Here is a 22578-nt window from a genome sequence, read left to right as displayed (position 1 = left end):
ACCGACATGGCTTCGGATCGCCTCGGTGCGCGCGACCTCGTCGACCTCGTGCTCGACGCGGGGTCGTGGTCGTCGTGGGACGTCCCGCCCGAGCGCGACCTCGAGGGCGGCGAGGTCTCCGAGGAGTACGCCGCGGAGCTGGTCGCCGCCGCCGAGCGCAGCGGGGTCGACGAGTCGGTGATCACCGGCGAGGGCCTGATGCGCGGGCGCCGGGTGGCCGTGGTGCTCGGCGAGTTCCGGTTCCTCGCCGGCTCGATCGGCCGGGCGTCGGCGGACCGCATCGTCGCCGCCGTCGAGCGCTCCACCGCCGAGGGTCTGCCCCTGCTCGCGGCGCCGGTCTCGGGCGGGACCCGGATGCAGGAGGGCACCCCCGCCTTCGTGCAGATGGTGCGGATCAGCGAGGCCGTCGCCGCGCACAAGCACGCCGGGCTGCCCTACCTCGTCTACCTGCGCCACCCCACCACCGGCGGCGTGATGGCGTCGTGGGGCTCGCTCGGCCAGGTCACGGTCGCCGAGCCGGGCGCGCTGGTGGGCTTCCTGGGGCCGCGGGTCTACGAGGCCCTCTACGGCCGGCCGTTCCCGCCCGGGGTGCAGACGGCCGAGAACCTCTACGCCCACGGCATCATCGACGCCGTCGTGGCACCGGAGCAGATCGCCGACATCCTCGACCGGGCGCTCACGATCCTGCTCGCGCCGCGGCACGGCATCCCGGTGACGCCCGAGCCGCCCGAGCCCGACCCGGCGTCGCTCGCGGACGTCGACGCCTGGGACTGCGTGACCTCCTCGCGCCGGCCCGACCGGCCCGGGGTGCGCCGGCTGCTCAAGTACGCCGCGGCCGACGTCGTACCCCTCAACGGCACCGGCCAGGGCGAGGCCGACCCCGGCCTGCTGATCGGGCTGGCGCGCTTCGGGCGGGCGCCGTGCGTCTTCCTGGGCCAGGACCGCCGCGGCCAGACCGTCGACCACCCGATGGGTCCCGAGGCGCTGCGCGAGGCCCGCCGCGGGATGCGGCTCGCCTCCGAGCTCGGCCTGCCGCTGGTCACGGTGATCGACACGCCCGGCGCCGCCCTCTCCCCGGACGCCGAGAACGGCGGGCTGGCCGGTGAGATCGCCCGCTGCCTCTCCGACCTGGTCACGCTGGACGCGCCCACGCTGTGCCTGATGCTCGGCGAGGGCAACGGCGGCGGGGCGCTCGCCCTCCTGCCGGCCGACCGCGTGATCGCCGCGCAGCACGCCTGGCTGTCGCCGCTGCCCCCGGAGGGGGCGAGTGCGATCGTGCACCGCGACACCGACCACGCGCCGCAGATGGCCCGCGCCCAGCACGTGCGCGCCCTCGACCTCTACCGCCGCGGCATCGTCGACCGGATCGTCACCGAGCGGCCCGACGCCGCGGACGAGGCCGAGGCCTTCTGCCAGCGGGTCGGGCTGGTGCTCGAGCACGAGCTGTCGTCACTGCTGGCCCGCGGGCCGGGCACCCCGGGCGAGCGCGCCCGTCGCTACGCCTGAGGGCGCCGGCCGCGCCGCGGGTCAGGCCGTCTGCCGGCCCAGCGGCTGGGTGCCTGCTGCTGCGCTGGAGCGATAGGTGCATGTGCACCTATCGCTCCAGCGCACGTGAGACGCCCCCTCGCCCTCCCGGCTGGCCACTAGGTTGCGGCCATGTCGACGTACGTCGTGAGTGGCGCGGCCTCCGGGATCGGGGCGGCGACGACCGCACTGCTGCGCGAGCAGGGGCACCGGGTGGTGACCGTCGACCTGCGCGACGCCGACGTGGTCGCCGACCTGTCGACGGCCCGCGGCCGCGCGGACGCCGTGGCCGGGGCGCTGGCCGCGACCGGCGGGGTGGTGCACGGCGTGGTGCCGTGCGCGGGCATCGCCGGGCTCACGGGCGTCGACCCGGCGCTGGTGGCGTCGGTGAACTTCTTCGGCGCGGTTGCGCTGGCCCGGGGCCTGCGCGAGGCGATGACGGCGTCCGGGGGCGGAGCGGTGGTGCTGCTGGCGTCCAACTCGATCACCTGCCAGCCCGGCTGGACGAGCGAGGTCGCGGGCGCCTGCCTGAAGGACGACGAGGACGCCGCGCGCGCGGCCGCCGCCGAGGTCGACGCGGTGATGGTCTACCCGGCGACCAAGGCGGCGCTGGCCTACTGGGCACGGCGCGAGGGCGTGAAGGCGGAGTGGGCCGGGGCCGGCATCCGGCTCAACGCCGTGGCGCCCGGCCTGATCGCCACCCCCATGACCGACCGGCTGCGCGAGGACCCTCGGCTCGGGGTCTTCGCCGACGCCTACCCGAGCGCGCTGGGGCGTGCGGGCCGGCCGGAGGAGGTCGCGGCGACGATCGCCTTCCTGCTCTCCGACGCGGCGAGCCTGGTGGTGGGCAGCGTGGTGTTCGTCGACGGCGGCACCGACGCGCTGCTCCACCCGCTCGCGCCCGCCGGGATGGACGTGCCGCCGATCGTGCTGGGGATCATGGACAGGCTGGCCGGGGTGGTCACGAAGGTGAGGGCGATGCGTCGGCGCAGGTGAGCGCCGCCAGCGTCGCCGCCGCCCGGATCGCCGGCGTCATCGCGCTGCGTGGCCGGTCGACGTAGCGCCACTGCCCGTCGAAGAACCCCGCTGCCGCCATCTCCTGCAGCCCGGCCCGGCCCACCCACGCCTCGGCGACGCACGCCGCCTGCGGCGGCTCCATCCGGGCGGCGAGGGCGCGGGTCAGCGTGGTGACCGCGACGTCGCGGGCCACGGGGGTCGGGGTCGGCGACGGCTCGCCGGCGACGGTGGGCGACCCCGGGTCTGCGGGCCGGGTGAGCGCGTACGCCGTGCCGGCACCTCCGACGAGCAGCGCCGCGAGCACCGCCGCGGCGACCCAGCCCCGACCGCCCACCGCGCTGTCCGGGAGCGCCCGTGCGCGCAGCAGGTCGGCCCGCAGCTCGGCCGCCGAGGCGTGGCGCGCCCCGGGCCGCTTGGCCAGCGACCGCCGCAGCACCCGGTCGACGGCGACGCCGCGCGGCCCGGGCAGGCGCAGCTGCGGCACTGGTCGTTCGACGTGGGCGCGGGCGACGGCGTAGTCGGTCGCGCCGGAGTACGGCGGCCGCCCGGTGAGCGCCGCCACCAGCACGCACCCGAGCGCGTAGACGTCGGAGGCGACGCCCGCGACCCCGCCGGTGTGCAGCTCGGGTGCCATGTACGCCGGGGTGCCGAGCGAGCCCGCGCGGGTGCGGGTCTGGTGGGGCGCGAGCCACCCCGCCACCCCGAAGTCGCCGAGCAGCGCCCGGGGCTCGCCGCCCGTGCGGTCGAGCAGCACGTTGCCGGGCTTGACGTCGCGGTGCACCAGTCCGGCGGCGTGCACGTCGGCGAGGCCGGCGGCGACCTGCTCGACCACCTCCAGCGCCGCGTCGACGCCGAGGGGTCCGTGCCGCGCGAGCCACGAGCCGAGGTCGCCGTCGGGCACCAGCGCCGTGGCGGTCCACAGGCGACCGTCGTCCTCGCCGGTGGCGTGCACCCGCACGACGTACGGCGAGTCCAGCGCCGCCAGCGCCCGCGCCTCGCGCTCGAACCGCGACCGGAAGGCCGGGTCGGCCGCGAGGTGCGCGGCGATCACCTTGAGCGCGACCGGGCGCTGGAGGCGGTCGTCCACGGCCTCCAGCACCTCACCCATCGCCCCGCCCCCGAGACGGCGGACGACGCGGTACGGCCCGATCCGATCCACGCCCGGGGGTCTACCCCGGGCACGGAGCGGTCAACCAGCGTTGCTCAGAACAGCAGGGCCGAGGCCGGGTCCTCCAGGATCCCGGCCACGTCGGCCAGGAACTGCGAGCCCTTCTCGCCGTCGATGTGCCGGTGGTCGAACGACAGCGCGAGCGTGGTCACCTGGCGCGGCACGATCTCGTCGACACCGTCGCGGGTGACCACCCACGGCTGCTTCTTCACGGCGCCGAAGCACAGGATCGCCGACTCACCGGGGTTGATGATCGGCGTCCCGGAGTCGACGCCGAACACGCCCACGTTGGTGATCGTGAACGTGCCGCCGCTCATCTCGGCCGGCTGCGTGCGGCCCTCGCGAGCCGTTGCGGTGAGCTGGCCCAGCGCCTCCGCGAGCTCGACCAGCGAGAGGTCGTGGGCGTCCTTGACGTTGGGGACGACCAGCCCGCGCGGCGTGGCCGCGGCGATGCCGAGGTTGACGTAGCCCTTGTAGACGACCTCCTGGGCCGCCTCGTCCCACGTCGAGTTGATCTCGGGCGTGCGCCGCATCGCGAGCATCACCGCACGCGCGAGCACCAGCAACGGCGACACCCTGACGTCACGGAACTCGCGACGACCCTTGAGCCGCTCGACGAACTCCATCGTCGCGGTGACGTCGATGGTCACCCACTCGGTGACGTGCGGCGCCGTGAACGCGCTGTCGACCATGGCCTGGGCCATCATCTTGCGCACGCCCTTGATCGGCTCGCGCCGCTCGCGCTCGCCACCGCCGAAGAAGGCAGGCGCCGCAACCACGGCGGTCGAGCCAGTCGAGACCCCGACACCACCGCCCGCGGCCGCCTGCACGTCCTCCCGCGTGACGGACCCGTTCGGGCCCGACGGGGTGAGCGTGGTCAGGTCGACGCCGAGGTCCTTGGCCAGCTTGCGCACCGGCGGCTTGGCCAGCACGCGCACGTCGCCGGGAGCCTCGGCCGGACGGGCGGACGTCGCCGGCACCGCGGGCTCGTCGGCCGCGAGCACCTCGCCGCTCTGCGCGCCACCGGGCGCGAAGGCGCCCTGGACCTGCAGCAGCGTGTTGGCGCCGGCGTCGGAGCTCGGCGACGCGGCACCGCGACGGGCGCGGCGCACCGGGCCCCGGTCGGCCTTGTTGCGGCCCACCAGGCTCTCGCCCTCGCCACCACCGCTGGCCGCGGGGTTGGAGAGGTCGATCTCCATCTCGCCGGCGGGCGCCGCGGTCGCGGGCTCGTCCGGCGTCTGGCTCGGGTCGCCGATCGCGATGATCGGCGTGCCGACCGGGACGGTCTCGCCCTCGGGCACGAGCAGCGCGGTGACGGTGCCGGCGTACGGCGACGGCAGCTCCACCAGGGACTTCGCGGTCTCGATCTCGACGACGATGTCGTTGATGTCGACGACGTCGCCGACCTTGACCTTCCACGAGACGATCTCCGCCTCGGTCAGGCCCTCGCCGACGTCGGGCAGCAGGTACTCAGCCATGTGCAGGCCTCTCAGAACGCGAGCGAACGGTCGACGGCGTCGAGCAGCCGGTCGAGGTCGGGGAGGAAGTCCTCCTCGATCCGCGACGGCGGGTACGGCGTGTCGAAGCCACCGACGCGCAGCACCGGGGCCTCGAGCGAGTAGAAGCACTCCTCGGTGATCCGGCTCGCGACCTCGGCACCCATGCCGAGGTTGACGTGCGCCTCGTGGGTGACGACGGCGCGCCCGGTGCGACGCACCGACTCGTGGACCGGCGCCATGTCGAGCGGCGACAGCGTGCGCAGGTCGATGACCTCGAGCGACGTGCCGTCGGTCGAGGCGGCCTCGGCCGCGGCCATCGCGGTCTTCACCATCGGACCGTAGGCGAGGACGGTGCAGTCGCTGCCGGCGCGCACGACCCGCGAGGCGAACAGCGGGTCGGGCGTCGCCGTCTCGTCGAGGTCGGCCTTGTCGGCGTGGTACTGCCGCTTGGGCTCGAGGAAGATCACCGGGTCGTCGCTGGCGATGGCCTGCTGGATCATCCAGTAGCCGTCGACCGGGTTGGAGCAGGCGACGACCTTGAGGCCCGGGGTGTGCGCGAACTGCGCCTCCGGGGACTCGCTGTGGTGCTCGACCGCGCCGATGCCGCCGCCGAACGGGATCCGGATGACGATCGGCATCTTCGAGCGGCCGCGGCTGCGGTAGTGCATCTTCGCGACCTGGCAGACGATCTGGTCGTACGCCGGGTAGACGAAGCCGTCGAACTGGATCTCCACGACCGGGCGGTAGCCTCGCAGCGCCATGCCGACCGCGGTGCCGACGATGCCGGACTCCGCGAGGGGCGAGTCGATGACGCGGTCCTCGCCGAAGTCCTTCTGCAGGCCGTCGGTGATCCGGAAGACGCCGCCGAGCTTGCCGACGTCCTCACCCATGATCAGGACCCGGGGGTCGTTCTCCATGGCCTTGCGCAGCCCCATGTTGAGGCCCTTGGCCAACGTGATCCTGGTGGTCATCAGCGCGCCCCCTCGAAGGTGTCGAGGTACGCCGCGAAGCCCTCGCGCTGGGCGCGCAGCTCCTCGGTCTCCTCGGCGTAGACGTGGTCGAACATGCTCAGCGGGGCGGGGTCGGGCAGCGCCTTGCAGCCCTCGCGCAGGTGGTGGCCGAGGTCGTTGGCCTCATCCTGGACGGCCTCGAAGAACGCCTCGTCGGCGAGACCGTTGCGCTTGAGGTAGACCTGCACGCGCGCGATCGGGTCCTTGAGCTTCCAGTGCTCGACGTCGTCGGAGAGGCGGTAGCGGGTCGGGTCGTCGGTCGTGGTGTGCGCGCCCATCCGGTAGGTGTAGGCCTCCACGAGCGTCGGGCCCTGGCCCTCGCGGGCGCGCTGCAGCGCCGCCTGGGTCACGGCGTACGTCGCGAGGACGTCGTTGCCGTCGACGCGGACGCCGGGGAAGCCGAAGCCGAGGGCCCGCTGGTAGAGCGGGATCCGAGTCTGGCGCTCGATCGGCTCGGAGATCGCCCACTGGTTGTTCTGGCAGAAGAAGACGACCGGGGCGTTGTAGGACGCGGCGAAGATGAACGCCTCGTTGACGTCGCCCTGGCTCGAGGCGCCGTCACCGAAGTGCGCGATCACCGCGGCGTCGCGGTCGGGGTCGCCGGTGCCGACGACGCCGTCGCGCTGCATGCCCATCGCGTAGCCGGTGGCGTGGAGCGTCTGCGCGCCGATCACGATCGTGTAGAGGCCGAAGTTGTTGTCCGCGGGGTCCCAGGAGCCCTGGTCCACGCCGCGGAAGAGCCCGAGCAGGCTGAGCGGGTCGACGCCCCTGCAGTAGGCGACGCCGTGCTCGCGGTAGGTCGGGAAGACGTAGTCCTGCGGCCGCAGCGCACGACCGGCGCCGATCTGCGCGGCCTCCTGGCCGAGCAGCTGCGCCCAGATGCCGAGCTCGCCGTGGCGCTGGAGCGCCGTGGCCTCGGTGTCGATGCGGCGGGTGAGCACCATGTCGCGGTAGAAGCCGCGGATGGTCTCGGCCTCCTCGTCGGCGGACATGCCGTCACCGAAGCTGAACTCGGGGTGCTCGACGCGCTCGCCCTCGGGGGTGAGCAGCTGGACGAGCTCGGGGCCGCCGTCCTGCTGGGACGGCCCGAACACCTCCACGAGATCGGGGCCGAAGCCCGGACCGGAGCCTGTACTGGTCAACCTGCACTCCTTCTGGTCGCCGGCCCGGACGGGGTGACCGCCGGCGCCGGAGGCGAGCCGATGCACGGCGCGGGGGTGGTGCACCCTGTGACCGGCACCACACGCGGTGGCCCCTGCGAGGTTACCGGGGCCGTCCCACCCCTCGCCAATCGCCCCGGGTGGTTGGTCGACGGGCCTAGCCTCGGACGCATGGGCTCCCTCGTCGTCTCCGCCAGCACCGTCGTCGACGCCCCCGCGTCGGTCGTCTTCGACATCGTCGCCGACCCGCGCCAGCACCCGCGGATCGACGGCTCCGGAACGGTGCGCGGCTCGGTCTCCGGCCCCGAGCGCCTCGAGCTCGGCTCGCACTTCTCCATGGACATGCGGCTCGGCGCGCCGTACAAGATCCACAACTTGGTCGTGGAGTTCGAGGAGGGCCGCCGGATCGCCTGGAAGCACCTCGGGGCGCACCGGTGGCGCTACGAGCTCGAGGAGCTGCCCGCGGCCGAGGGCGGCGGCACCCGGGTCACGGAGACCTGGGACGCCTCGCGCTACAACGCCGTGTGGGCCGCGGCGATGAAGGCGGCCGGCTTCCCCGAGCGCAACCGCAAGGGCATCGAGGCGACGCTGGTGCGGCTCAAGGAGGCCGCCGAGGCCGACGCCCGCGCCGCGTCCGGCGAGGGAGCCGACGCGTGAGCAGGAGGACGGCGCGCGGGTGCTCGAGCTGCGCAGCGAGGTCGAGCGGGCCTCGTCCGGCTCAGGCCGCCTCGGCGGCGAGCTCGGGGTCGTACCACCGGTAGACGACCCAGCCGTGGTACGCCGGCTCGGAGACGAAGACCAGCCCGATCCGTCGCTCCTCCGCCGCGTCCCGGCCCACCTCCTGGTTGTCGGCGTCGCGCTCGACGCGCTCGGGGAGCGAGACCTCCACGACCACCGGGGCGATCGTCGCGACCAGCCGGGTGCCCGGGAAGTGGTGCTGCCGCAGCGGGGAGATCCGCACGACCTCCGCCTCGACGGGGTCCATCTCGACGTGGTGGCCCGACTCCGAGAGCGCGACGAGCTCGTCGCGCACCTCGTCGCAGCCCTTCGAGGTGCTCGAGCAGACCTTGTTGAAGGGCTGGGAGTACCCGGTGCGCAGCCCGTAGGTCCAGGCGTCGGCGAAGTACTGCACCGCCTTCTCGACGTCGGCCCGTCGCTCGCCGTGTCCGTCGACCACCGGCATCTCGGGCTCGTCGAAGGCGAGCGGGTCGAAGGAGGGTGCGGCGCCGGACGGCTCGACCTCCGGCTCTTCCGAGCCCCGCCTGCACCCGGTGAGCACGACCAGGAGCGCGACCCCGGTCGCGAGGACGGTGCGGGCATGACGGACCCCGGTGCTCGCCATGGCGGGCAACCTAGCAACCGCGCCGCGTCCGGTGTCCCGGATCGACGACGCCGGCACGGCGAGCCTTCAGTGCGCCTCGCCGAGGTCCTCGTGCTCGCGGTGGGCGGGCGGCTCGACCTGGAACGTCGCGTGCGCGATGCCGAAGTCGTCGGTGGTGACCGCGCAGAGCCGGTCGAGCACGGCTCCGACGCCGTCACGGGCGAGCGTCTCGTCGTCGACCGTGACGTGGGCCGACAGCGACGACAGGCCGCTGGTGATGGTCCAGGCGTGCAGGTCGTGCACCTCGAGGACCCCCGGCAGCTCGCCGAGGCGCGTGGCCACCTGGTCGAGGTCGAGCCCGCGTGGGGCGATCTCGAGCAGCACCGCCGCCGCGTCGTGCAGCAGCGAGATCGCGCGCGGCAGGATCAGCGCCGCGATCACCAGTGAGGCGAGCGGGTCGGCCCGCTGCCACCCCGCCACCGCGATCAGGAGGCCGGCCAGCACGGTGAGCACCGATCCCAGCAGGTCGGCGGCGACCTCGAGGCTGGCCGCACGGAGGTTGAGCGACCCGGTGTCCGACCGGTTCAGCACCAGCATCGACACGGCGTTGGCCAGCAGGCCGACGGCCGCGAAGGCCACCATCGGGCCGGCCTCGACCGTCGGCGGGTCCAGGAGCCGCTGCACGCCCGCCCAGGCCAGGTAGACGCACACCGCCAGCAGCACCAGCGCGTTCACCAGCGCCGCGAGGATCTCGACCCGGTGCCAGCCGAACGTCGAGCGCTTCCCCGCCGGCCGCGTCGCGACGTACGACGCGCCCAGCGCGAGCACCACGGCCGCGGCGTCGGTGGCCATGTGCCCCGCGTCGGCGAGCAGCGCGAGCGAGCCGGCGACCCACGCACCGACCAGCTCGACGACCATGACGGTGGCGGTGACCGCGAGCACGATCCGCAGGCGGCCGCGGTCCTCGGCGCGCCCGGCCGCGTGGCCGCCGGCGCGCCCGTGGTCGTGGCCCATGCCTCTCAGCCTAGGTGTCCTTGGCGACAGGTGATCGCCGGAATCGGACCCCGGGACGGGGGTACCGGGTGCCTCCTGACCCCTGCTCGGAGGAGACACACCATGACCACGCGCTTCGCTCACGCGACCACCACGGGTCGCACCCACGCCCAGACCGCCGCCGCCGTCGTCGGCGCGGTGTTCCTGGTCGTCGGGATCGCCGGCTTCATCCCCGGCATCACCACCCACTTCGGCCAGCTGGAGCTCCTGGGCCACCGGTCCGGGGCCCAGCTGCTCGGGATCTTCGACGTCTCGGTGCTGCACAACCTCGTGCACCTGCTGTTCGGCGTGGCCGGCCTGGCGCTCGCCCGGCGGCGAGACAGCGCCCGCAGCTACCTGATCGGCGGCGGGGTGGTCTACCTCGTCCTGTGGGTCTACGGCCTGGTCGTCGGCCACGACAGCGCGGCCAACTTCGTCCCGGTGAACTCCGCGGACAACTGGCTGCACCTGGTGCTCGGCCTCGGCATGGTCGCTCTCGGCGTCGTGCTGGGTCGCGACGAGGCCCGCCGGCGTCGCTGACTGACGCTCAGCCCCGTCGGGCCCGGTCGTGCGGCTCCTGCCACACGGCCGGGTCCGGCCCCTGCAGGACGATGCCCGTGGGGTTCACGTCGGTCTGCAGGCGGAAGTAGTGCTGCTCGATCTGCTCGACGTCCGTGCTGCCGCCGAAGGCCCGGGATCGCGTCGAGGTCGCGGGGGTAGCCCTGCGGAGCGATACCCGGAAGAACTGCAAAGAAACATTTGCAAACATCTCTTTGCAGTTGTACGGTGCTGCCATGGAGATCACACCGTCGATCACGCCGGACGCCGCCGGGCTGAAGGTGCTCGCCCACCCGGTGCGGCTCGAGGCGCTCGGGATGCTCCGTGTCGAGGGCCCGGCCACCGCGACCATGCTGGCGCAGCGGCTCGGCCTCAACAGCGGGGCGACGTCCTACCACCTGCGCCAGCTCGCGCAGCACGGCTTCATCGAGGAGGACACCGAGCGCGGCAACGGCCGCGAGCGCTGGTGGCGCGCCTCGCACCGCGCCACCCGCACGTCCGCGGAGGGCCTCGCGCCCGACGACCCGGTGCACGACCTGTACGGCTCGTACCTGCACGCCGTCGCGGACGTCTACGACGGCAAGGTGCGCCGGGCACTCGACGAGCAGTCGTCGCTGCCGCAGGCGTGGCAGGACGTCTCGATGATCAGCGACTGGGTGCTGCAGGTGCGGCCCGAGCAGGCCCGGGCGCTCCTCGAGCGGCTGGTCGAGGAGATCCAGGACTTCCCGGAGACGACGGACGACGACCCGGAGGGCGCGGCGTACTGCCTCCAGGTCCAGGCCTTCCCCCTGCCGGGGCGGCTGTCGTGAGCGCCCCCACCACCCACCGCCGGCGCCCGCTCTACGGCTGGCTGACCGCCGAGGCGATCTCGCTGACCGGCACGCGGGTGTCGATGATCGCGCTGCCGTGGTTCGTGCTGACCACGACCGGCAGCGCGACGAAGACCGGTCTGGTCGCCCTCGCCGAGCTGCTCCCGATGGTGGTGCTCAAGGTGCTGGGCGGGCCGGTGATCGACCGCCTCGGTCCGCGCCGGGTCGCAGTCGCGTGCGACGTCCTCAGCATGCCGGTCGTCGGCGCGATCCCCCTGCTCCACGCGGCGGGCCACCTGTCCTTCGGCGGGTTCCTGGCGCTGGTCGCGGTGGCGGGCGCGCTGCGCGGGCCCGGTGACAGCGCCAAGGGCGCGCTGGTGCCGGCCATCGTCGACCACACCGGCGTCCCGATGGAGCGCGCGACCGGCCTGCACACCACGGTCGAGCGCACGTCGACCATGCTCGGCGCCGCGTTCGCGGGCGGGCTGGTCTCGACCATCGGCGCGGCGAACGCGATCGTCGTCGACGCCGTGAGCTTCGGCCTCTCGGCGCTGGTCCTGCTCTGGTCGTGCCGGCGCGTCGGTGACGCCGTGGTCCGCACCGGCGAGGAGGACACCGCGCCGTACCGCGAGCAGCTCCACGAGGGCTGGCGCTTCCTGCGCGGAGACCGGGTGCTGCTCGGCATCGCGGTCATGGTCGCGATCACCAACCTGCTCGACATCGCGTGGGGGACGGTGCTGGTCCCCGTGTGGGCCCTGGAGTACGGCGGCGGCGCGGCCGTGATCGGCCTGCTGTTCGCGGTCTTCGGGGGCTCGGCGGCCCTCGGCGCGATCTGCGCTGCGGCGTGGGGCGACCGGATGCCCCGCTACCGCACCTATCTCGTGGCCTTCCTCGTCGTCGGCCTTCCCCGCTTCGTGGTGATGGCCTGGGACATCCCGATCTGGATCGTGATCGCCGTCGCCCTGGCGGGCGGCTTCGCGTCCGGCTTCCTGAACCCCATCCTCGGGGCGGTCATCTTCGAGCGCATCCCGCCCCCGCTCGTCGGACGGGTGACCTCGCTGACGACGGCGATGTGCTTCGCGCTGATGCCCCTCGGCGGCGTGCTGGGCGGTGTCCTGATCGGGCACACCGGGCTGACCACTGCGATGCTCGCCCTCGGCATCGCCTACTTCGCCGCGACCATGCTGCCCGCGATCGACCCGCGCTGGCGGGAGATGGACGACCGTCCGGCGCCCGAAGTCGAGCCCGGCGAAGAGGCGGTGGACCCGTCCGTCAGCGCCAGCGGCGAGCCAGCTCGATGAGCCGGTCGTTCGCCTCGGTCTCCCCGATCGAGACCCGCGCGCCCTCGCCGGCGAACGGGCGTACCACGATGCCGACCTCGTCGGCGGCCGCGGCGAACTCCAGGGTCCGCTCGCCGAGCTCGAACCACACGAAGTTCCCCTGCGGCTCGGGCACCGGGCAGCCGGCGTCGGCCAGCCCGGCGACGACGCGGTCGCGCTCGGCCACCAGGGCCGCGACCCGCTCGAGCAGCGCGGGCTCGCGCTCCAGGGAGGCCACGGCCGCGGCCTGCGCCACCGAGGAGACGCCGAACGGCAGCGAGACCGCGCGCAGCGCGCCCGCGACGGACGGCGGCGCCACGGCGTACCCGACCCGCAGGCCGGCGAGCCCGTAGGCCTTGGAGAAGGTGCGGGTCAGCACGGCGTTCTCGTGCCGCGCGTGGGTCACGAGGCCGTCGACGGGGTCGTCCATCCGCACGAACTCGACGTACGCCTCGTCGACGACGACCAGCACCTGCGGCGGGATCCTCGCCAGGAAGGCGTCGAGCTCGGCCTGGGTCACGGCCGGCCCCGTCGGGTTGTTGGGTGTGCAGACCAGGACCACGCGGGTGCGCTCGGTGACCGCGTCGGCCATCGCGTCGAGGTCGTGCCGCCCGTCGGCGAGCACCGGCACCTTGACCGCCGTCGCGGCAGCTGCGGCGACCGCGATCGGGTAGGCCTCGAACGACCGCCACGCGAAGACCACCTCGTCACCCGGGTCGCAGAACGCCTGCACGAGCTGGTAGATCAGCGCCACCGACCCGGTCGCCAGCGCGAGGTGGTCGGTCGGCACCCGGAGCCGCGCGGCGAGCGCGTCGTACAGCTCGGTGTTGCCCATGTCGGGGTAGCGGTTCACCCGCTCCACCGCCGTCATCGCCGCCTCCACCACGCCGGGCAGCGGCGGGTAGGGGTTCTCGTTCGACGACAGCTTGTACGACGTCAGCCCGGGCCGCGGCACCGGCGGCTTGCCGGCGACGTACGGCGGGATCTCGGCGACGTTCGGACGAGGCTGCGGCGCGGTCATGGCCGGACCCTAGCCCGACTCCGCCGCAGACCGTCTCGGGCCCGGTCGGCCCTTGCTAGCGCCGGCGCCGACGGTCGGCGCGCCACGGCCGCACCAGCATGGCGATCCCGACGCCGATCACCACGCCGATCACCGCCCCGGTGACGTTGTCGACCACGTCGGTGACGTCACAGGCGCGGTCGAGGCGGGCGAGCTCGAGCTGCACGAGCTCGAGGCCGACCGACAAGAGTGCGAGCACGGCGACCCCGAGCGGCACCAGCACCAGCGCCCGCCACCCCCAGCGGGCGGCGGCGACCACGAGCAGGATCCCGGACGGCACGAAGAGCAGCACGTTGAGCGTCCGCTGGCCGCCGGCGAAGATCCAGAAGCCCTCGGGCGCCGGACCGCCGATGTCCCACGAGCAGCTGGCGAGCCGCCCCTCGGCCGGCACCACGCCGGGCGCGCCGTTCGCCGGGATCAGCGTCACCAGCGCGATCACGACCAGCGACCAGGCCAGCGCCACCGGGGCACCGGCCGCCACCCACCCGACCCGGCGCGCGAGCAGCGCGGCGACGCCGAACGCCACCAGACCGCTGACCAGGGCGCCCAGCAGCATGACGCCCACGCCACCGACCGGGAACACGACGACGACGCTACCGACGCCCGCCCCCGCGACGGGAACCGCCGACCGCACCCGGGACGGACCGGGTCAGGCCCGGTGCGCCTCGAGCAGGTGGCCGAGCATCGGCCACAGCAGATGGTGCTCCGGGTCGGGGACGACGTGCTGCATGTGCGCGAGCTCGAGCATCGTGTAGCCGTGCAGTGCGGCCCAGAACTGGCCGGCCACGTCGGCCGGGTCCTGCGCCCGGAGCACCCCGGCCTCGACCGCCCGCCGCACGCCGGCCACGAGCTGCTCGAACGCCGCCGCCCCCTCGTCGAGGTCGCCCTCGTGGGGCCGGAAGCCGCCGAGCGAGGCCGAGCCGAACATCACGGCGTACAGGTGCGGGTTCTCCAGCGCGTTCGCCCGGTACGCCGCGGCCATCCGCCGCAGGTCGTCCACCGGGTCGTCGGTCGGCTCGACCTCGTCGACGTGCGCGATCAGCCGGCGGAAGCCCTCCGCCGCGACCTCGCGCACGAGCGCCGGCATCCCGCCGAAGTGGGTGTAGACCGCCATCGTCGAGGTCTCCGCACCGGCCGCGAGCCGGCGGGTCGTCAGGGCCGAGGGCCCCTCCTCGCCGAGCAGGCGGGCGGCCTCCTCGACCAGGCGTCGGCGCACCCCGGTGGCGGCGTCGGCCGGGATGCCGGTCGGGGTGTCGGCCGGGGCACCGGTCGGGGAGGTCATGGTTGCCATCGTGCCATAACGACGTTATGGTCGACCGATAACGCCGTTATGGAGGCCGCACCATGACCATCGCCGAGCAGCGCCCGACCACCACTGCCAACCGCTACCTCACCGGCAACTTCGCGCCGGTCTCCGAGGAGCTGACCGCCACCGACCTCGAGGTCACGGGCACCCTGCCGGCGCACCTCGACGGCCGCTACCTGCGGATCGGGCCCAACCCGCTGCACGATCCGGGCGAGCGCTACCACTGGTTCCTCGGCGAGGGGATGGTGCACGGCGTCCGCCTGCGTGACGGTCGGGCGCAGTGGTACCGCAACCGCTGGGTCCGCTCCGCCGCTGTCGCCGACGAGCTCGGCGAGCCGGTGCGCGGCACCCCGCCTGCCCGCGACTTCGCGGCCAACACCAACGTGCTCGGGCACGCGGGCCGGACCTTCGCCCTGGTCGAGGCCGGCAGCCCGCCGTACGAGCTGACCGACGAGCTCGACACCGTCGGGGCCTGCGACTTCGGCGGCACGCTGCCCGGCGGCTACACCGCCCACCCCCACGAGGACCCCGCGACCGGCGAGCTGCACGCCGTCTCCTACTCCTGGACCCGCGGCAACCGCGTCGACTACACGGTGCTCGACACCGAGGGCCGCGTTCGCCGCAGCGTCGCGGTGCAGGTGCACGGCAGCCCGATGATCCACGACTGCGCGCTCACCGAGCGGTACGTCGTCGTCCTCGACCTTCCCGTCACCTTCGACACCGGCATGGTGACCGAGGGCGCGCCGCGGCTGGCCCGGCCGTTCGTCGGCGCGGCGATCAACCGCGTGATCGGCCGCAACCCGCTGCCCGAGCCGATCGTGGCCCGGATGGCCCGCGGCGCGTCGAAGGGCCCGGCCGTGCTGCCCTACTCGTGGGACCCCGACTACCCCGCGCGGATCGGCCTGCTCCCCCGCGACGGCGACGGCAGCGACGTCCGGTGGTTCGAGATCGACCCCTGCTACGTCTTCCACACCCTCAACGCGTTCGAGGACGGCGACGCGGTGGTCGTCGACGTGGTCAAGCACCCGCGGATGTTCGCCACCGACCACACCGGCCCCAACGAGGGCCCGGCGGTGCTGACCCGCTTCACCCTCGACCTGCGCACCGGCCGCGCCTCCGAGCGCGGGCTCGACGAGCGCTCCCAGGAGTTCCCGCGCCACGACGAGCGCCGTACCGGCCGCGCCTACCGCTACGGGTGGGGCGTCGGTTTCGCCGACGCCGTGCTCGGCGACTCCGTGCTCAAGCACGACCTCGACGCGGGCACCACCGTCGAGCGCCGTCTCGGCGCCGGCCGCGAGACCAGCGAGTTCTGCTTCGTGCCGCACCCGGACGGCAGCGCCGAGGACGACGGCCTGCTGCTCGGCTACGTCTTCGACCGTGACCGCGGCGCCAGCGACCTGCGCGTGCTCGACGCCCAGACCCTCGAGGACGTCGCGGCCGTGCACCTCCCCGCCCGCGTGCCGGCGGGCTTCCACGGGAACTGGGCGCCGGCGGAGGCGGGCGCGTGAGATTCACCGCCTGGGCGGCGAAACTCACGCCAAGGCATACATGCCTGCCCCCTAGGCTGACCGGGTGAGGGTCCTCGCCTGGGTGGTCAGCAACGCGATCGCGATCGCGGTGGCGGCCTGGCTCTTCGACGGCATCTACTTCACCGGCCCCACGTCGGGCCGGCCGGAGCTGACCGAGAAGATCCTGCCGCTGCTCGTCGTGGCCCTGATCATGGGCGTGGTGACCGCGTTCGTGAAGCCGGTGATGACGATCCTGTCGATCCCGTTCATCATCCTCACGCTCGGCCTGTTCCTCTTCGTCGTGAACGCCCTGATGCTGCTGTTCGTGGCCTGGATCGCCGACCTGGTCGGCATCGGCTTCCACGTCGACGGGTTCTGGACCGCCGTCGGCGGCGCCATCGTGATCACGGTCGTCGACTGGGTGGTCGACGGCGTCCTCGGTCTCGACGACTGACGGCCGCCCCCATGACCCCGACCCTGCCCCCGCCCCGCGAGCCCGGCCGCTACCGCATCGGCGTGGTCTGCCTCGGCAACATCTGCCGCTCGCCCATGGCCGACGTGGTGCTGCAGGAGCGACTCGCCGACGCCGGGCTCGACGACCGGGTCGAGGTGGACTCGTGCGGCACCGGCGGCTGGCACCTGGGCGACCCGATGGACCACCGGGCGGCGGCCACCCTGGCCGCGGCCGGCTACGACCCGAGCCGCCACCGGGCCCGGCAGTACGACGCGACCTGGCGCGCGTCGTACGACCTGCTGCTGGCCATGGACGAGCAGAACCTGGCCGACGTCGGGGGCCGCGACGGCGACGTCGACGAGGGCCGCGTGCGGCTCTTCCGCGACTTCGACCCGGTCCAGCCGGGGGCGGAGGTCCCGGACCCGTACTACGGTGGACCTGCCGGGTTCGAGGAGGTCCTGCGCATGGTCGAGCGCACCGCCACGGAGATCGTGGCCCAGGTCGGACAGGAGCTCGCGCGCCCATGACCCGCCTGCCGCTGGTCGCCAGGCGCGCCGAGGAGCTCCTCGGCTCCTCGGTGGTCGCCACGGCGCCCGTCGCCGGCGGCGACATCTCGACCGCGACGCGGCTCCGTCTCAGCGACGGCACGACCGCCCTGCTCAAGTCGCACCACCAGGCGCCGGACGGGTTCTTCGACGCCGAGGTGCGCGGGCTGCGCTGGCTCGCTGAGGCCACCGCGGCCGGCGGGGTCGCGGTGCCCGACGTGCTCGCGCACGACCGCGAGTGCCTGATCCTCCGGTGGATCGAGCCGGGCAAGACCACGGTCGACGCGGCCGTCGCCTTCGGCCGGGCCCTCGCCGTCACCCACGACGCCGGCGCCCCGTCGTACGGCGGTGAGCACGACGGCTTCATCGGCCGCCTCCCGCTGCCCAACCGCACCGCCCCGACCTGGGCGGAGTTCTGGGCGACCCGCCGCGTGCTGCCCTACCTCAAGCTCGCGCGCGACCGCGGCCACGCCAGCGAGCAGGAGGCCCACACCGTGGAGTCGGTGATCGGGCGCCTGCCCGACCTGCTGCCCGACGAGCCGCCGTCGCGGCTGCACGGCGACCTCTGGAACGGCAACGTGCTCTGGGCCCTCGACGGCACGATCCGCGTCATCGACCCGGCGGCGTACGGCGGGCACCGCGAGGCCGACCTCGCGATGCTGTCGCTCTTCGGCCTCCCCCACCTGCCCCGCGTCATCGACGCCTACCGCGAGGTGGCGCCGCTGGCCGACGACTGGGAGGAGCGGGTGCCCCTGCACCAGCTCTTCCCGTTGCTCGTGCACGCCGCGATGTTCGGTGGGGGGTACGCCGCCCGCGCCGCCGCCGCGGCCGCCCGCTTCGCCTGAGCGCCGGCGCGACGCGCGGCGTTCTCAGTGACCGCTCAGCCTCGGCTGGCACAGTGGCCCCGTGGACGCTGCAGGGACGACGGGGAGCACGCCCCGCTCACGGGTGCTCGTCGTCGACGACGACAAGGCCGTGCGTGAGTCGCTGCGCCGGTCGCTGGAGTTCAACGGCTACGACGTCGTCCTGGCCGGCGACGGCGCCGAGGCCCTGGCCGTGATCGCGGGCACCGACCCCGACGTCGTCGTGATGGACGTGATGATGCCGCGCCTCGACGGGCTCGAGGCCACCCGCGCCCTGCGCACCGCCGGCAACGACGTCCCGATCCTGGTGCTCACCGCCCGCGACGCCGTGGGCGACCGGGTCGAGGGGCTCGACGCCGGCGCCGACGACTACCTCACCAAGCCCTTCGCCCTCGCCGAGCTGCTCGCCCGGCTGCGCGCCCTCCTGCGCCGGGTCGTGCCCGCCGACGGTGCGGACGACGAGGTCCTCACCTTCGCCGACCTCTCGATGGACCTCGCCACCCGCGAGGTGCGCCGGGGCGACCGGACGATCGAGCTGACCCGCACCGAGTTCACGCTGCTCGAGCTGTTCCTGCGCCGGCCCCGACGTGTGCTCGAACGCTCGTTCATCCTCGAGGAGGTCTGGGGCTACGACTTCCCGACCACGGCCAACTCGCTCGAGGTGTACGTCGGCTACGTGCGCCGCAAGACCGAGGCCGACGGCGAGCCCCGGCTGCTGCACACCGTGCGCGGGGTCGGGTACGTGCTGAAGCAGGAGTCGTGAACCCCCCCACCCTCCTCCCGCGCTGGCACTACAAGCGGTCGCTGGCCGGCCGGGTGATCCTGCTGACCACGTTCAGCGTCGGCGTGGCGATGGCGTTCGCCGCGCTCGCGGTCTACGTGACGGTGCGGATGCAGATGCAGGAGACTCTCGACGAGTCGCTGACCGAGCGGGCGGAGCGGGCGGCCTCGCTCCCGGCCCTCTCCAACCTCGCTACGACGACTCCCCGGGTCCCGTCGTGGGCGCTCGGCGCCGCCGACGTCCGGATCGCCTTCCTCACCAGCAGCGGCCAGGTCATCTCGCTCGCCGACGACGGCCCCGAGCTGGTGCTGGGTGAGCCCGAGTACCACGTCGCGACCGGCCAGTCGCCGTCGAGCCTGCGCACGATCATCGCGGCTGACGGAGCCCGGTACCGGGTGGTGACCGTGCCGGGCGACCAGCCGGGACAGGCGCTCGTCATCGCGCAGTCGCTCGGCCCGCAGGAGAAGGTGCTGGCCAAGCTCGGCGCGGTGATGCTCTTCTTCGGCGTGGTCGGGGTGATCATCGCCGGCGCCGTCGGCTGGGCGGTGGCCCGCAACGGCCTGCGGCCGGTCCGCCGGCTCACGGCGTCGGTCGAGGACATCGCCCGCACCGAGGACCTCCGGCCGCTGCGCGTCGAGGGCGACGACGAGATCGCCCGCCTCGCGATCTCCTTCAACCACATGCTCACCGCGCTCGGCGCGTCGCGCGACCGGCAGCGCCAGCTCGTCGCCGACGCCGGGCACGAGCTCCGCACGCCGCTGACGTCGCTGCGCACCAACATCGACCTGCTCACCCAGGCCGACCGCGGCGACCTGCCCGACCTCGAGCCGCGTGCCCGCGCCGAGCTGCTCGACGACGTGCGGGCGCAGATCGAGGAGCTGACCACCCTGATCGGCGACCTGGTCGAGCTCGCGCGCGACGAGCCGGTCCCGCTGGTCGTCGAGCCGGTCGACCTCAGCGAGGTCGTCGACCGGGCGGTCGGCCGGGTACGCCGGCGGGCGCCCGGTGTCACGTTCGAGGTCGACCTCGACCCCTGGTGGGTGGTCGGCGAGGCGTCCTCGCTCGAGCGGGCGGTCACCAACCTGCTCGACAACGCCGCCAAGTGGAGCCCCGAGGGCGGCACCGTGCGGGTACGGCTCGCCGACGGTGCGCTGGTCGTCGACGACGAGGGTCCGGGCATCGCGCCGGAGGACCGCGACCACGTCTTCGAGCGCTTCTGGCGCTCGGACGAGTCGCGGGCGATGCCGGGCTCGGGCCTCGGGCTGGCGATCGTCGACCAGGTCGTCGGCCGGCACGCCGGCGCGGTCGTCCCCTCGGCCTCGCCCGCGGGCGGCACCCGGATGACCGTGACGATCCCCGGGTCGGTGGACGCCCCGGCCGGCGTCAGCTGAAGACGGCCCGCAGCCGGTCCGCCTTCCACAGCGACTCGTCGTACTCGCTCGCGACGTCCGACTGCACGGTGATCCCGCCGCCGGTGCCCAGCCACCAGGTGCCGTCGCCGGCGGTGACCAGGCTGCGGATCACCACGCCGAGGTCGGCCCGGCCGTCGCCCGCGACCCAGCCGAAGGCTCCGGAGTAGACGCCGCGCGGCGTTCCCTCGACCTCCTCGATCACCTGCATCGTGCGCAGCTTGGGGGCTCCCGTCATCGAGCCGGCCGGGAAGAGCGCACGCAGCGCCCCGACCGTGGTCACCTCGGCGCGCAGCCGGCCGCGGACGGTGGACACCAGCTGGTGCACGTTCTCGTAGGACTCGACGGTCATCAGCGCGGGCACCTCGACGGTCCCCGGCTCGCAGACCATCGAGAGGTCGTTGCGGAGCAGGTCCACGATCATCAGGTTCTCGGCGCGGAACCGCGGCTCGGCGGCGAGCTCGTGGCGCCGCTGCTCGTCCTCGGCCGGCGTGGCGCCCCGTGGCGTGGTGCCCTTGATCGGCTTGGTCTCGAGCACGCGGTCGGAGCCGACCACGGCGTACCGCTCCGGTGACGAGCTCAGCAGCCACGCCCGGTGACCGCGCACGTCGTGCTGGAGGAAGCCGGCGTACGGCGCCGGGTTGAGCGCGCGGAGTCGGAGGTACGCCGTCACCGGGTCGAGGTCGGCGACCCCGTCGCGCGGCAGGTCGACGCGGTAGGTGAGGTTGACCTCGTAGGTGTTGCCGGCGTGCAGGTGCTCCTGCACGCGCTCGAACGCCGTCGCGTAGTCACCCGGCACCTCGCCCGGCACCCCGCCCGGTGGCGAGGCCGCCGACCCCCGCCGGGGAGGGGGCGTCCCGGCCCCCTCGCCGGACGCGCCCGTCGAGGGGTGCTCGAACATCCGCACGTGCCGCGCCCGCATCCACACCGCGTCGGGGAGGCCGCCGCCGGTGCGCGCGGGCAGGTCGGGCCGCGCCGCGTACCCGAGGTAGCCGAACCAGTGGGCCCGCGGACCGCTGGCCGCGACCGCCTCCTCGAGCACCGCGAAGACGTCGTCCCCGACGACCTCCGACCGCCCGCCGGCGTGGCGGGTGACCTCGCGGCGGGCGGCGTCGTAGGTCAGCGACTCGTCCTCGGCGTCGAGCCAGCCGATGAGCGAGCGGCGCCCCGACCACTCGCGGGCGCCGCCGCCGTCGAGCCAGAAGCAGCGCGGGTGGCGGCCGGCGACCTCGCGGAAGAACGCGACGGGGTCTCCTGCGCCTGGCTCGAAGTCGCGGGTCGCCGGGCTCACGGGAGGTCCAGGAAGTTGGCCACGATGCGGGCGCCGTGCTCGGACAGGACCGACTCGGGGTGGAACTGCACGCCCTCCTGCGGAAGGTCGCGGTGGCGCACGCCCATCACCACCCACGGGTCGTCCTCGCCCGGCCCGGCGCAGGCCGCCGTCGTCTCGAGGACGTCGGGCAGGTCGAGCACCGCGAGCGAGTGGTAGCGCACGCCGGCGAAGTACTGCGGCAGCCCGCGGAACACGCCGCGGCCGTCGTGGCTGATCCGCGCGACCGTGCCGTGCGCCGGCAGCACGCGGTCGACCTTCCCGCCGTAGGTCGTCACGAGCCCCTGCATGCCCAGGCACACCCCGAGCACCGGACGCGTCCCCGCCCGCAGCACCTCGCTCCCGACGGCGAAGTCGTGCTCGTCGACCGGCGTCCCGGGCCCCGGCGACAGCACCACGAAGTCGTGCTCGAGCACCTGCTCCACCGCCACCTCGTCGTGCTGGACCACGGTCGGCAGGGCACCGGTCACCTCGGCGACGAGGTGCACGAGGTTCCACGTGTAGGAGTCGTGGTGGTCGACGACGACGACGTCGCGCGCGGGCACGCGCACAACCTAGCGGCGACCGGTCCGGCGTGCCCGGCCCGGCACCGGGCCGGAGCGGTTCTGGCTCGGCATCGAGGAGTGCGCGCTCGCACCGGGCGCTCGCGGACGGCGTCGTCGGCGGGTGACGTCTGTCGCGGGCATGGCGCGGGCCGTTCGAGGTACCGGGAGGGCATGAAGCTGATGAGGACCGCTGTCCTGGCCGGCGTCGCCAAGAAGGTGTACGACGAGTCGCGCAAGCCGGAGAACCAGGCCCGCATCCAGGCCGCCCTGGCCCGGGTGCGGGAGCGGCGCACGCACCGCTGACCGGCCAGACCACCGGGCCGAGGCCTCGACGCGCGGGCCCGGGCCGGTGAGACTCAC

The 22578-nt window shown here is 74.1% G+C and carries 25 protein-coding genes; 13 read left to right on the top strand and 12 right to left on the bottom strand.

Features of this window, described 5'->3' with window-relative positions:
- The first annotated feature begins 6 nt into the window (after positions 1–6).
- Positions 7–1506, top strand: coding sequence for a carboxyl transferase domain-containing protein (locus tag ACFPGP_RS07270; RefSeq protein WP_378588817.1), 1500 nt, complete (start codon positions 7–9; stop codon positions 1504–1506).
- A gap of 150 nt (positions 1507–1656) precedes the next feature.
- Complete coding sequence (locus ACFPGP_RS07265; RefSeq protein WP_378588816.1) at positions 1657–2520, top strand: SDR family oxidoreductase; 864 nt, start codon at positions 1657–1659, stop codon at positions 2518–2520.
- Here the strand turns inward: ACFPGP_RS07265 and ACFPGP_RS07260 are convergent.
- Genes ACFPGP_RS07260 through pdhA form a run of 4 tightly spaced genes read right to left on the bottom strand, consistent with a single transcriptional unit; the run spans position 2486 to position 7312 of the window.
- On the bottom strand, positions 2486–3700 hold the full coding sequence (locus ACFPGP_RS07260) for a serine/threonine-protein kinase (RefSeq protein WP_378588814.1): 1215 nt from the start codon (positions 3698–3700) through the stop codon (positions 2486–2488). The two genes, ACFPGP_RS07265 and ACFPGP_RS07260, sit on opposite strands and share 35 nt — an antisense overlap.
- Before the next feature lie 44 nt (positions 3701–3744).
- Complete coding sequence (locus ACFPGP_RS07255) at positions 3745–5187, bottom strand: dihydrolipoamide acetyltransferase family protein (protein WP_378588812.1); 1443 nt, start codon at positions 5185–5187, stop codon at positions 3745–3747.
- 11 nt (positions 5188–5198) lie between these two features.
- Entirely contained in the window at positions 5199–6179 is a 981-nt protein-coding gene (locus tag ACFPGP_RS07250; RefSeq protein WP_378588810.1) for an alpha-ketoacid dehydrogenase subunit beta, read from the bottom strand.
- On the bottom strand, positions 6179–7312 hold the full coding sequence (gene pdhA, locus ACFPGP_RS07245) for a pyruvate dehydrogenase (acetyl-transferring) E1 component subunit alpha (protein WP_465263252.1): 1134 nt from the start codon (positions 7310–7312) through the stop codon (positions 6179–6181). Before pdhA ends, ACFPGP_RS07250 begins: the two co-directional genes overlap by 1 nt.
- Positions 7313–7549: 237 nt before the next feature.
- Between pdhA and ACFPGP_RS07240 the strand changes: the two genes are divergently transcribed.
- Complete coding sequence (locus tag ACFPGP_RS07240; RefSeq protein ID WP_378588807.1) at positions 7550–8035, top strand: SRPBCC family protein; 486 nt, start codon at positions 7550–7552, stop codon at positions 8033–8035.
- A 61-nt stretch (positions 8036–8096) separates the two neighbouring features.
- On the opposite strand, the gene ACFPGP_RS07235 is transcribed toward ACFPGP_RS07240, so the two are convergent.
- Positions 8097–8720, bottom strand: a complete 624-nt coding sequence (locus ACFPGP_RS07235; protein WP_378588806.1) for a DUF6318 family protein — start codon at positions 8718–8720, stop codon at positions 8097–8099.
- Positions 8721–8786: 66 nt separating this feature from the next.
- A complete protein-coding gene (locus tag ACFPGP_RS07230; protein WP_378588804.1) occupies positions 8787–9713 on the bottom strand; it encodes a cation diffusion facilitator family transporter in 927 nt (308 codons plus the stop codon).
- A 102-nt stretch (positions 9714–9815) separates the two neighbouring features.
- On the opposite strand from ACFPGP_RS07230, the gene ACFPGP_RS07225 reads away from it, so the two are divergent.
- Entirely contained in the window at positions 9816–10271 is a 456-nt protein-coding gene (locus ACFPGP_RS07225) for a DUF4383 domain-containing protein (RefSeq protein ID WP_378588802.1), read from the top strand.
- A gap of 7 nt (positions 10272–10278) precedes the next feature.
- On the opposite strand, the gene ACFPGP_RS07220 is transcribed toward ACFPGP_RS07225, so the two are convergent.
- The gene (locus ACFPGP_RS07220) at positions 10279–10527 is read right to left on the bottom strand and encodes a hypothetical protein (RefSeq protein ID WP_378588800.1); all 249 of its coding nucleotides are present in this window, start codon (positions 10525–10527) and stop codon (positions 10279–10281) included.
- Here ACFPGP_RS07220 and ACFPGP_RS07215 point away from each other — a divergent pair.
- Entirely contained in the window at positions 10526–11098 is a 573-nt protein-coding gene (locus ACFPGP_RS07215) for an ArsR/SmtB family transcription factor (RefSeq protein ID WP_378588798.1), read from the top strand. The two genes, ACFPGP_RS07220 and ACFPGP_RS07215, sit on opposite strands and share 2 nt — an antisense overlap.
- Positions 11095–12399, top strand: coding sequence for an MFS transporter (locus ACFPGP_RS07210; protein ID WP_378588796.1), 1305 nt, complete (start codon positions 11095–11097; stop codon positions 12397–12399). Before ACFPGP_RS07215 ends, ACFPGP_RS07210 begins: the two co-directional genes overlap by 4 nt.
- On the opposite strand, the gene hisC is transcribed toward ACFPGP_RS07210, so the two are convergent.
- From hisC to ACFPGP_RS07195, 3 genes are all read right to left on the bottom strand, one after another.
- Positions 12371–13438, bottom strand: a complete 1068-nt coding sequence (hisC, locus tag ACFPGP_RS07205) for a histidinol-phosphate transaminase (RefSeq protein WP_378588795.1) — start codon at positions 13436–13438, stop codon at positions 12371–12373. The two genes, ACFPGP_RS07210 and hisC, sit on opposite strands and share 29 nt — an antisense overlap.
- Before the next feature lie 55 nt (positions 13439–13493).
- Complete coding sequence (locus ACFPGP_RS07200; protein WP_378588793.1) at positions 13494–14060, bottom strand: VanZ family protein; 567 nt, start codon at positions 14058–14060, stop codon at positions 13494–13496.
- 66 nt (positions 14061–14126) lie between these two features.
- Positions 14127–14759, bottom strand: coding sequence for a TetR/AcrR family transcriptional regulator (locus tag ACFPGP_RS07195; protein ID WP_378588791.1), 633 nt, complete (start codon positions 14757–14759; stop codon positions 14127–14129).
- A gap of 62 nt (positions 14760–14821) precedes the next feature.
- On the opposite strand from ACFPGP_RS07195, the gene ACFPGP_RS07190 reads away from it, so the two are divergent.
- From ACFPGP_RS07190 to ACFPGP_RS07165, 6 genes are all read left to right on the top strand, one after another.
- The gene (locus ACFPGP_RS07190; protein ID WP_378588789.1) at positions 14822–16291 is read left to right on the top strand and encodes a carotenoid oxygenase family protein; all 1470 of its coding nucleotides are present in this window, start codon (positions 14822–14824) and stop codon (positions 16289–16291) included.
- Between the two features lie 64 nt (positions 16292–16355).
- Positions 16356–16745 carry a phage holin family protein gene (locus tag ACFPGP_RS07185; RefSeq protein WP_378588788.1) on the top strand — a complete coding sequence of 130 codons (390 nt, stop codon included), beginning with the start codon at positions 16356–16358 and terminating at the stop codon, positions 16743–16745.
- Between the two features lie 11 nt (positions 16746–16756).
- Positions 16757–17272 carry a low molecular weight protein-tyrosine-phosphatase gene (locus ACFPGP_RS07180; RefSeq protein ID WP_378588786.1) on the top strand — a complete coding sequence of 172 codons (516 nt, stop codon included), beginning with the start codon at positions 16757–16759 and terminating at the stop codon, positions 17270–17272.
- A complete protein-coding gene (locus ACFPGP_RS07175) occupies positions 17269–18135 on the top strand; it encodes a fructosamine kinase family protein (protein WP_378588784.1) in 867 nt (288 codons plus the stop codon). Before ACFPGP_RS07180 ends, ACFPGP_RS07175 begins: the two co-directional genes overlap by 4 nt.
- Positions 18136–18196: 61 nt before the next feature.
- Positions 18197–18916, top strand: a complete 720-nt coding sequence (locus ACFPGP_RS07170) for a response regulator transcription factor (RefSeq protein WP_378588782.1) — start codon at positions 18197–18199, stop codon at positions 18914–18916.
- Positions 18913–20325: a HAMP domain-containing sensor histidine kinase gene (locus tag ACFPGP_RS07165; protein WP_378588780.1), complete on the top strand. Its 1413-nt coding sequence runs from the start codon at positions 18913–18915 to the stop codon at positions 20323–20325. The genes ACFPGP_RS07170 and ACFPGP_RS07165 overlap by 4 nt, the downstream gene beginning before the upstream one ends.
- Here ACFPGP_RS07165 and ACFPGP_RS07160 read toward each other — a convergent pair.
- Positions 20318–21634, bottom strand: a complete 1317-nt coding sequence (locus ACFPGP_RS07160) for an anthranilate synthase component I family protein (protein WP_378588779.1) — start codon at positions 21632–21634, stop codon at positions 20318–20320. The genes ACFPGP_RS07165 and ACFPGP_RS07160 overlap by 8 nt on opposite strands.
- Positions 21631–22218: an anthranilate synthase component II gene (locus ACFPGP_RS07155; protein ID WP_378588777.1), complete on the bottom strand. Its 588-nt coding sequence runs from the start codon at positions 22216–22218 to the stop codon at positions 21631–21633. Before ACFPGP_RS07155 ends, ACFPGP_RS07160 begins: the two co-directional genes overlap by 4 nt.
- A 171-nt stretch (positions 22219–22389) precedes the next feature.
- Between ACFPGP_RS07155 and ACFPGP_RS07150 the strand changes: the two genes are divergently transcribed.
- Positions 22390–22521: a hypothetical protein gene (locus ACFPGP_RS07150; protein WP_378588775.1), complete on the top strand. Its 132-nt coding sequence runs from the start codon at positions 22390–22392 to the stop codon at positions 22519–22521.
- The last annotated feature ends 57 nt before the right edge of the window (positions 22522–22578 follow it).

This window comes from Nocardioides taihuensis (genome assembly GCF_042657275.1).
Classification (GTDB): Bacteria; Actinomycetota; Actinomycetes; order Propionibacteriales; family Nocardioidaceae; genus Nocardioides; species Nocardioides taihuensis.
This window is presented reverse-complemented; position numbering and strand designations above follow the sequence as displayed.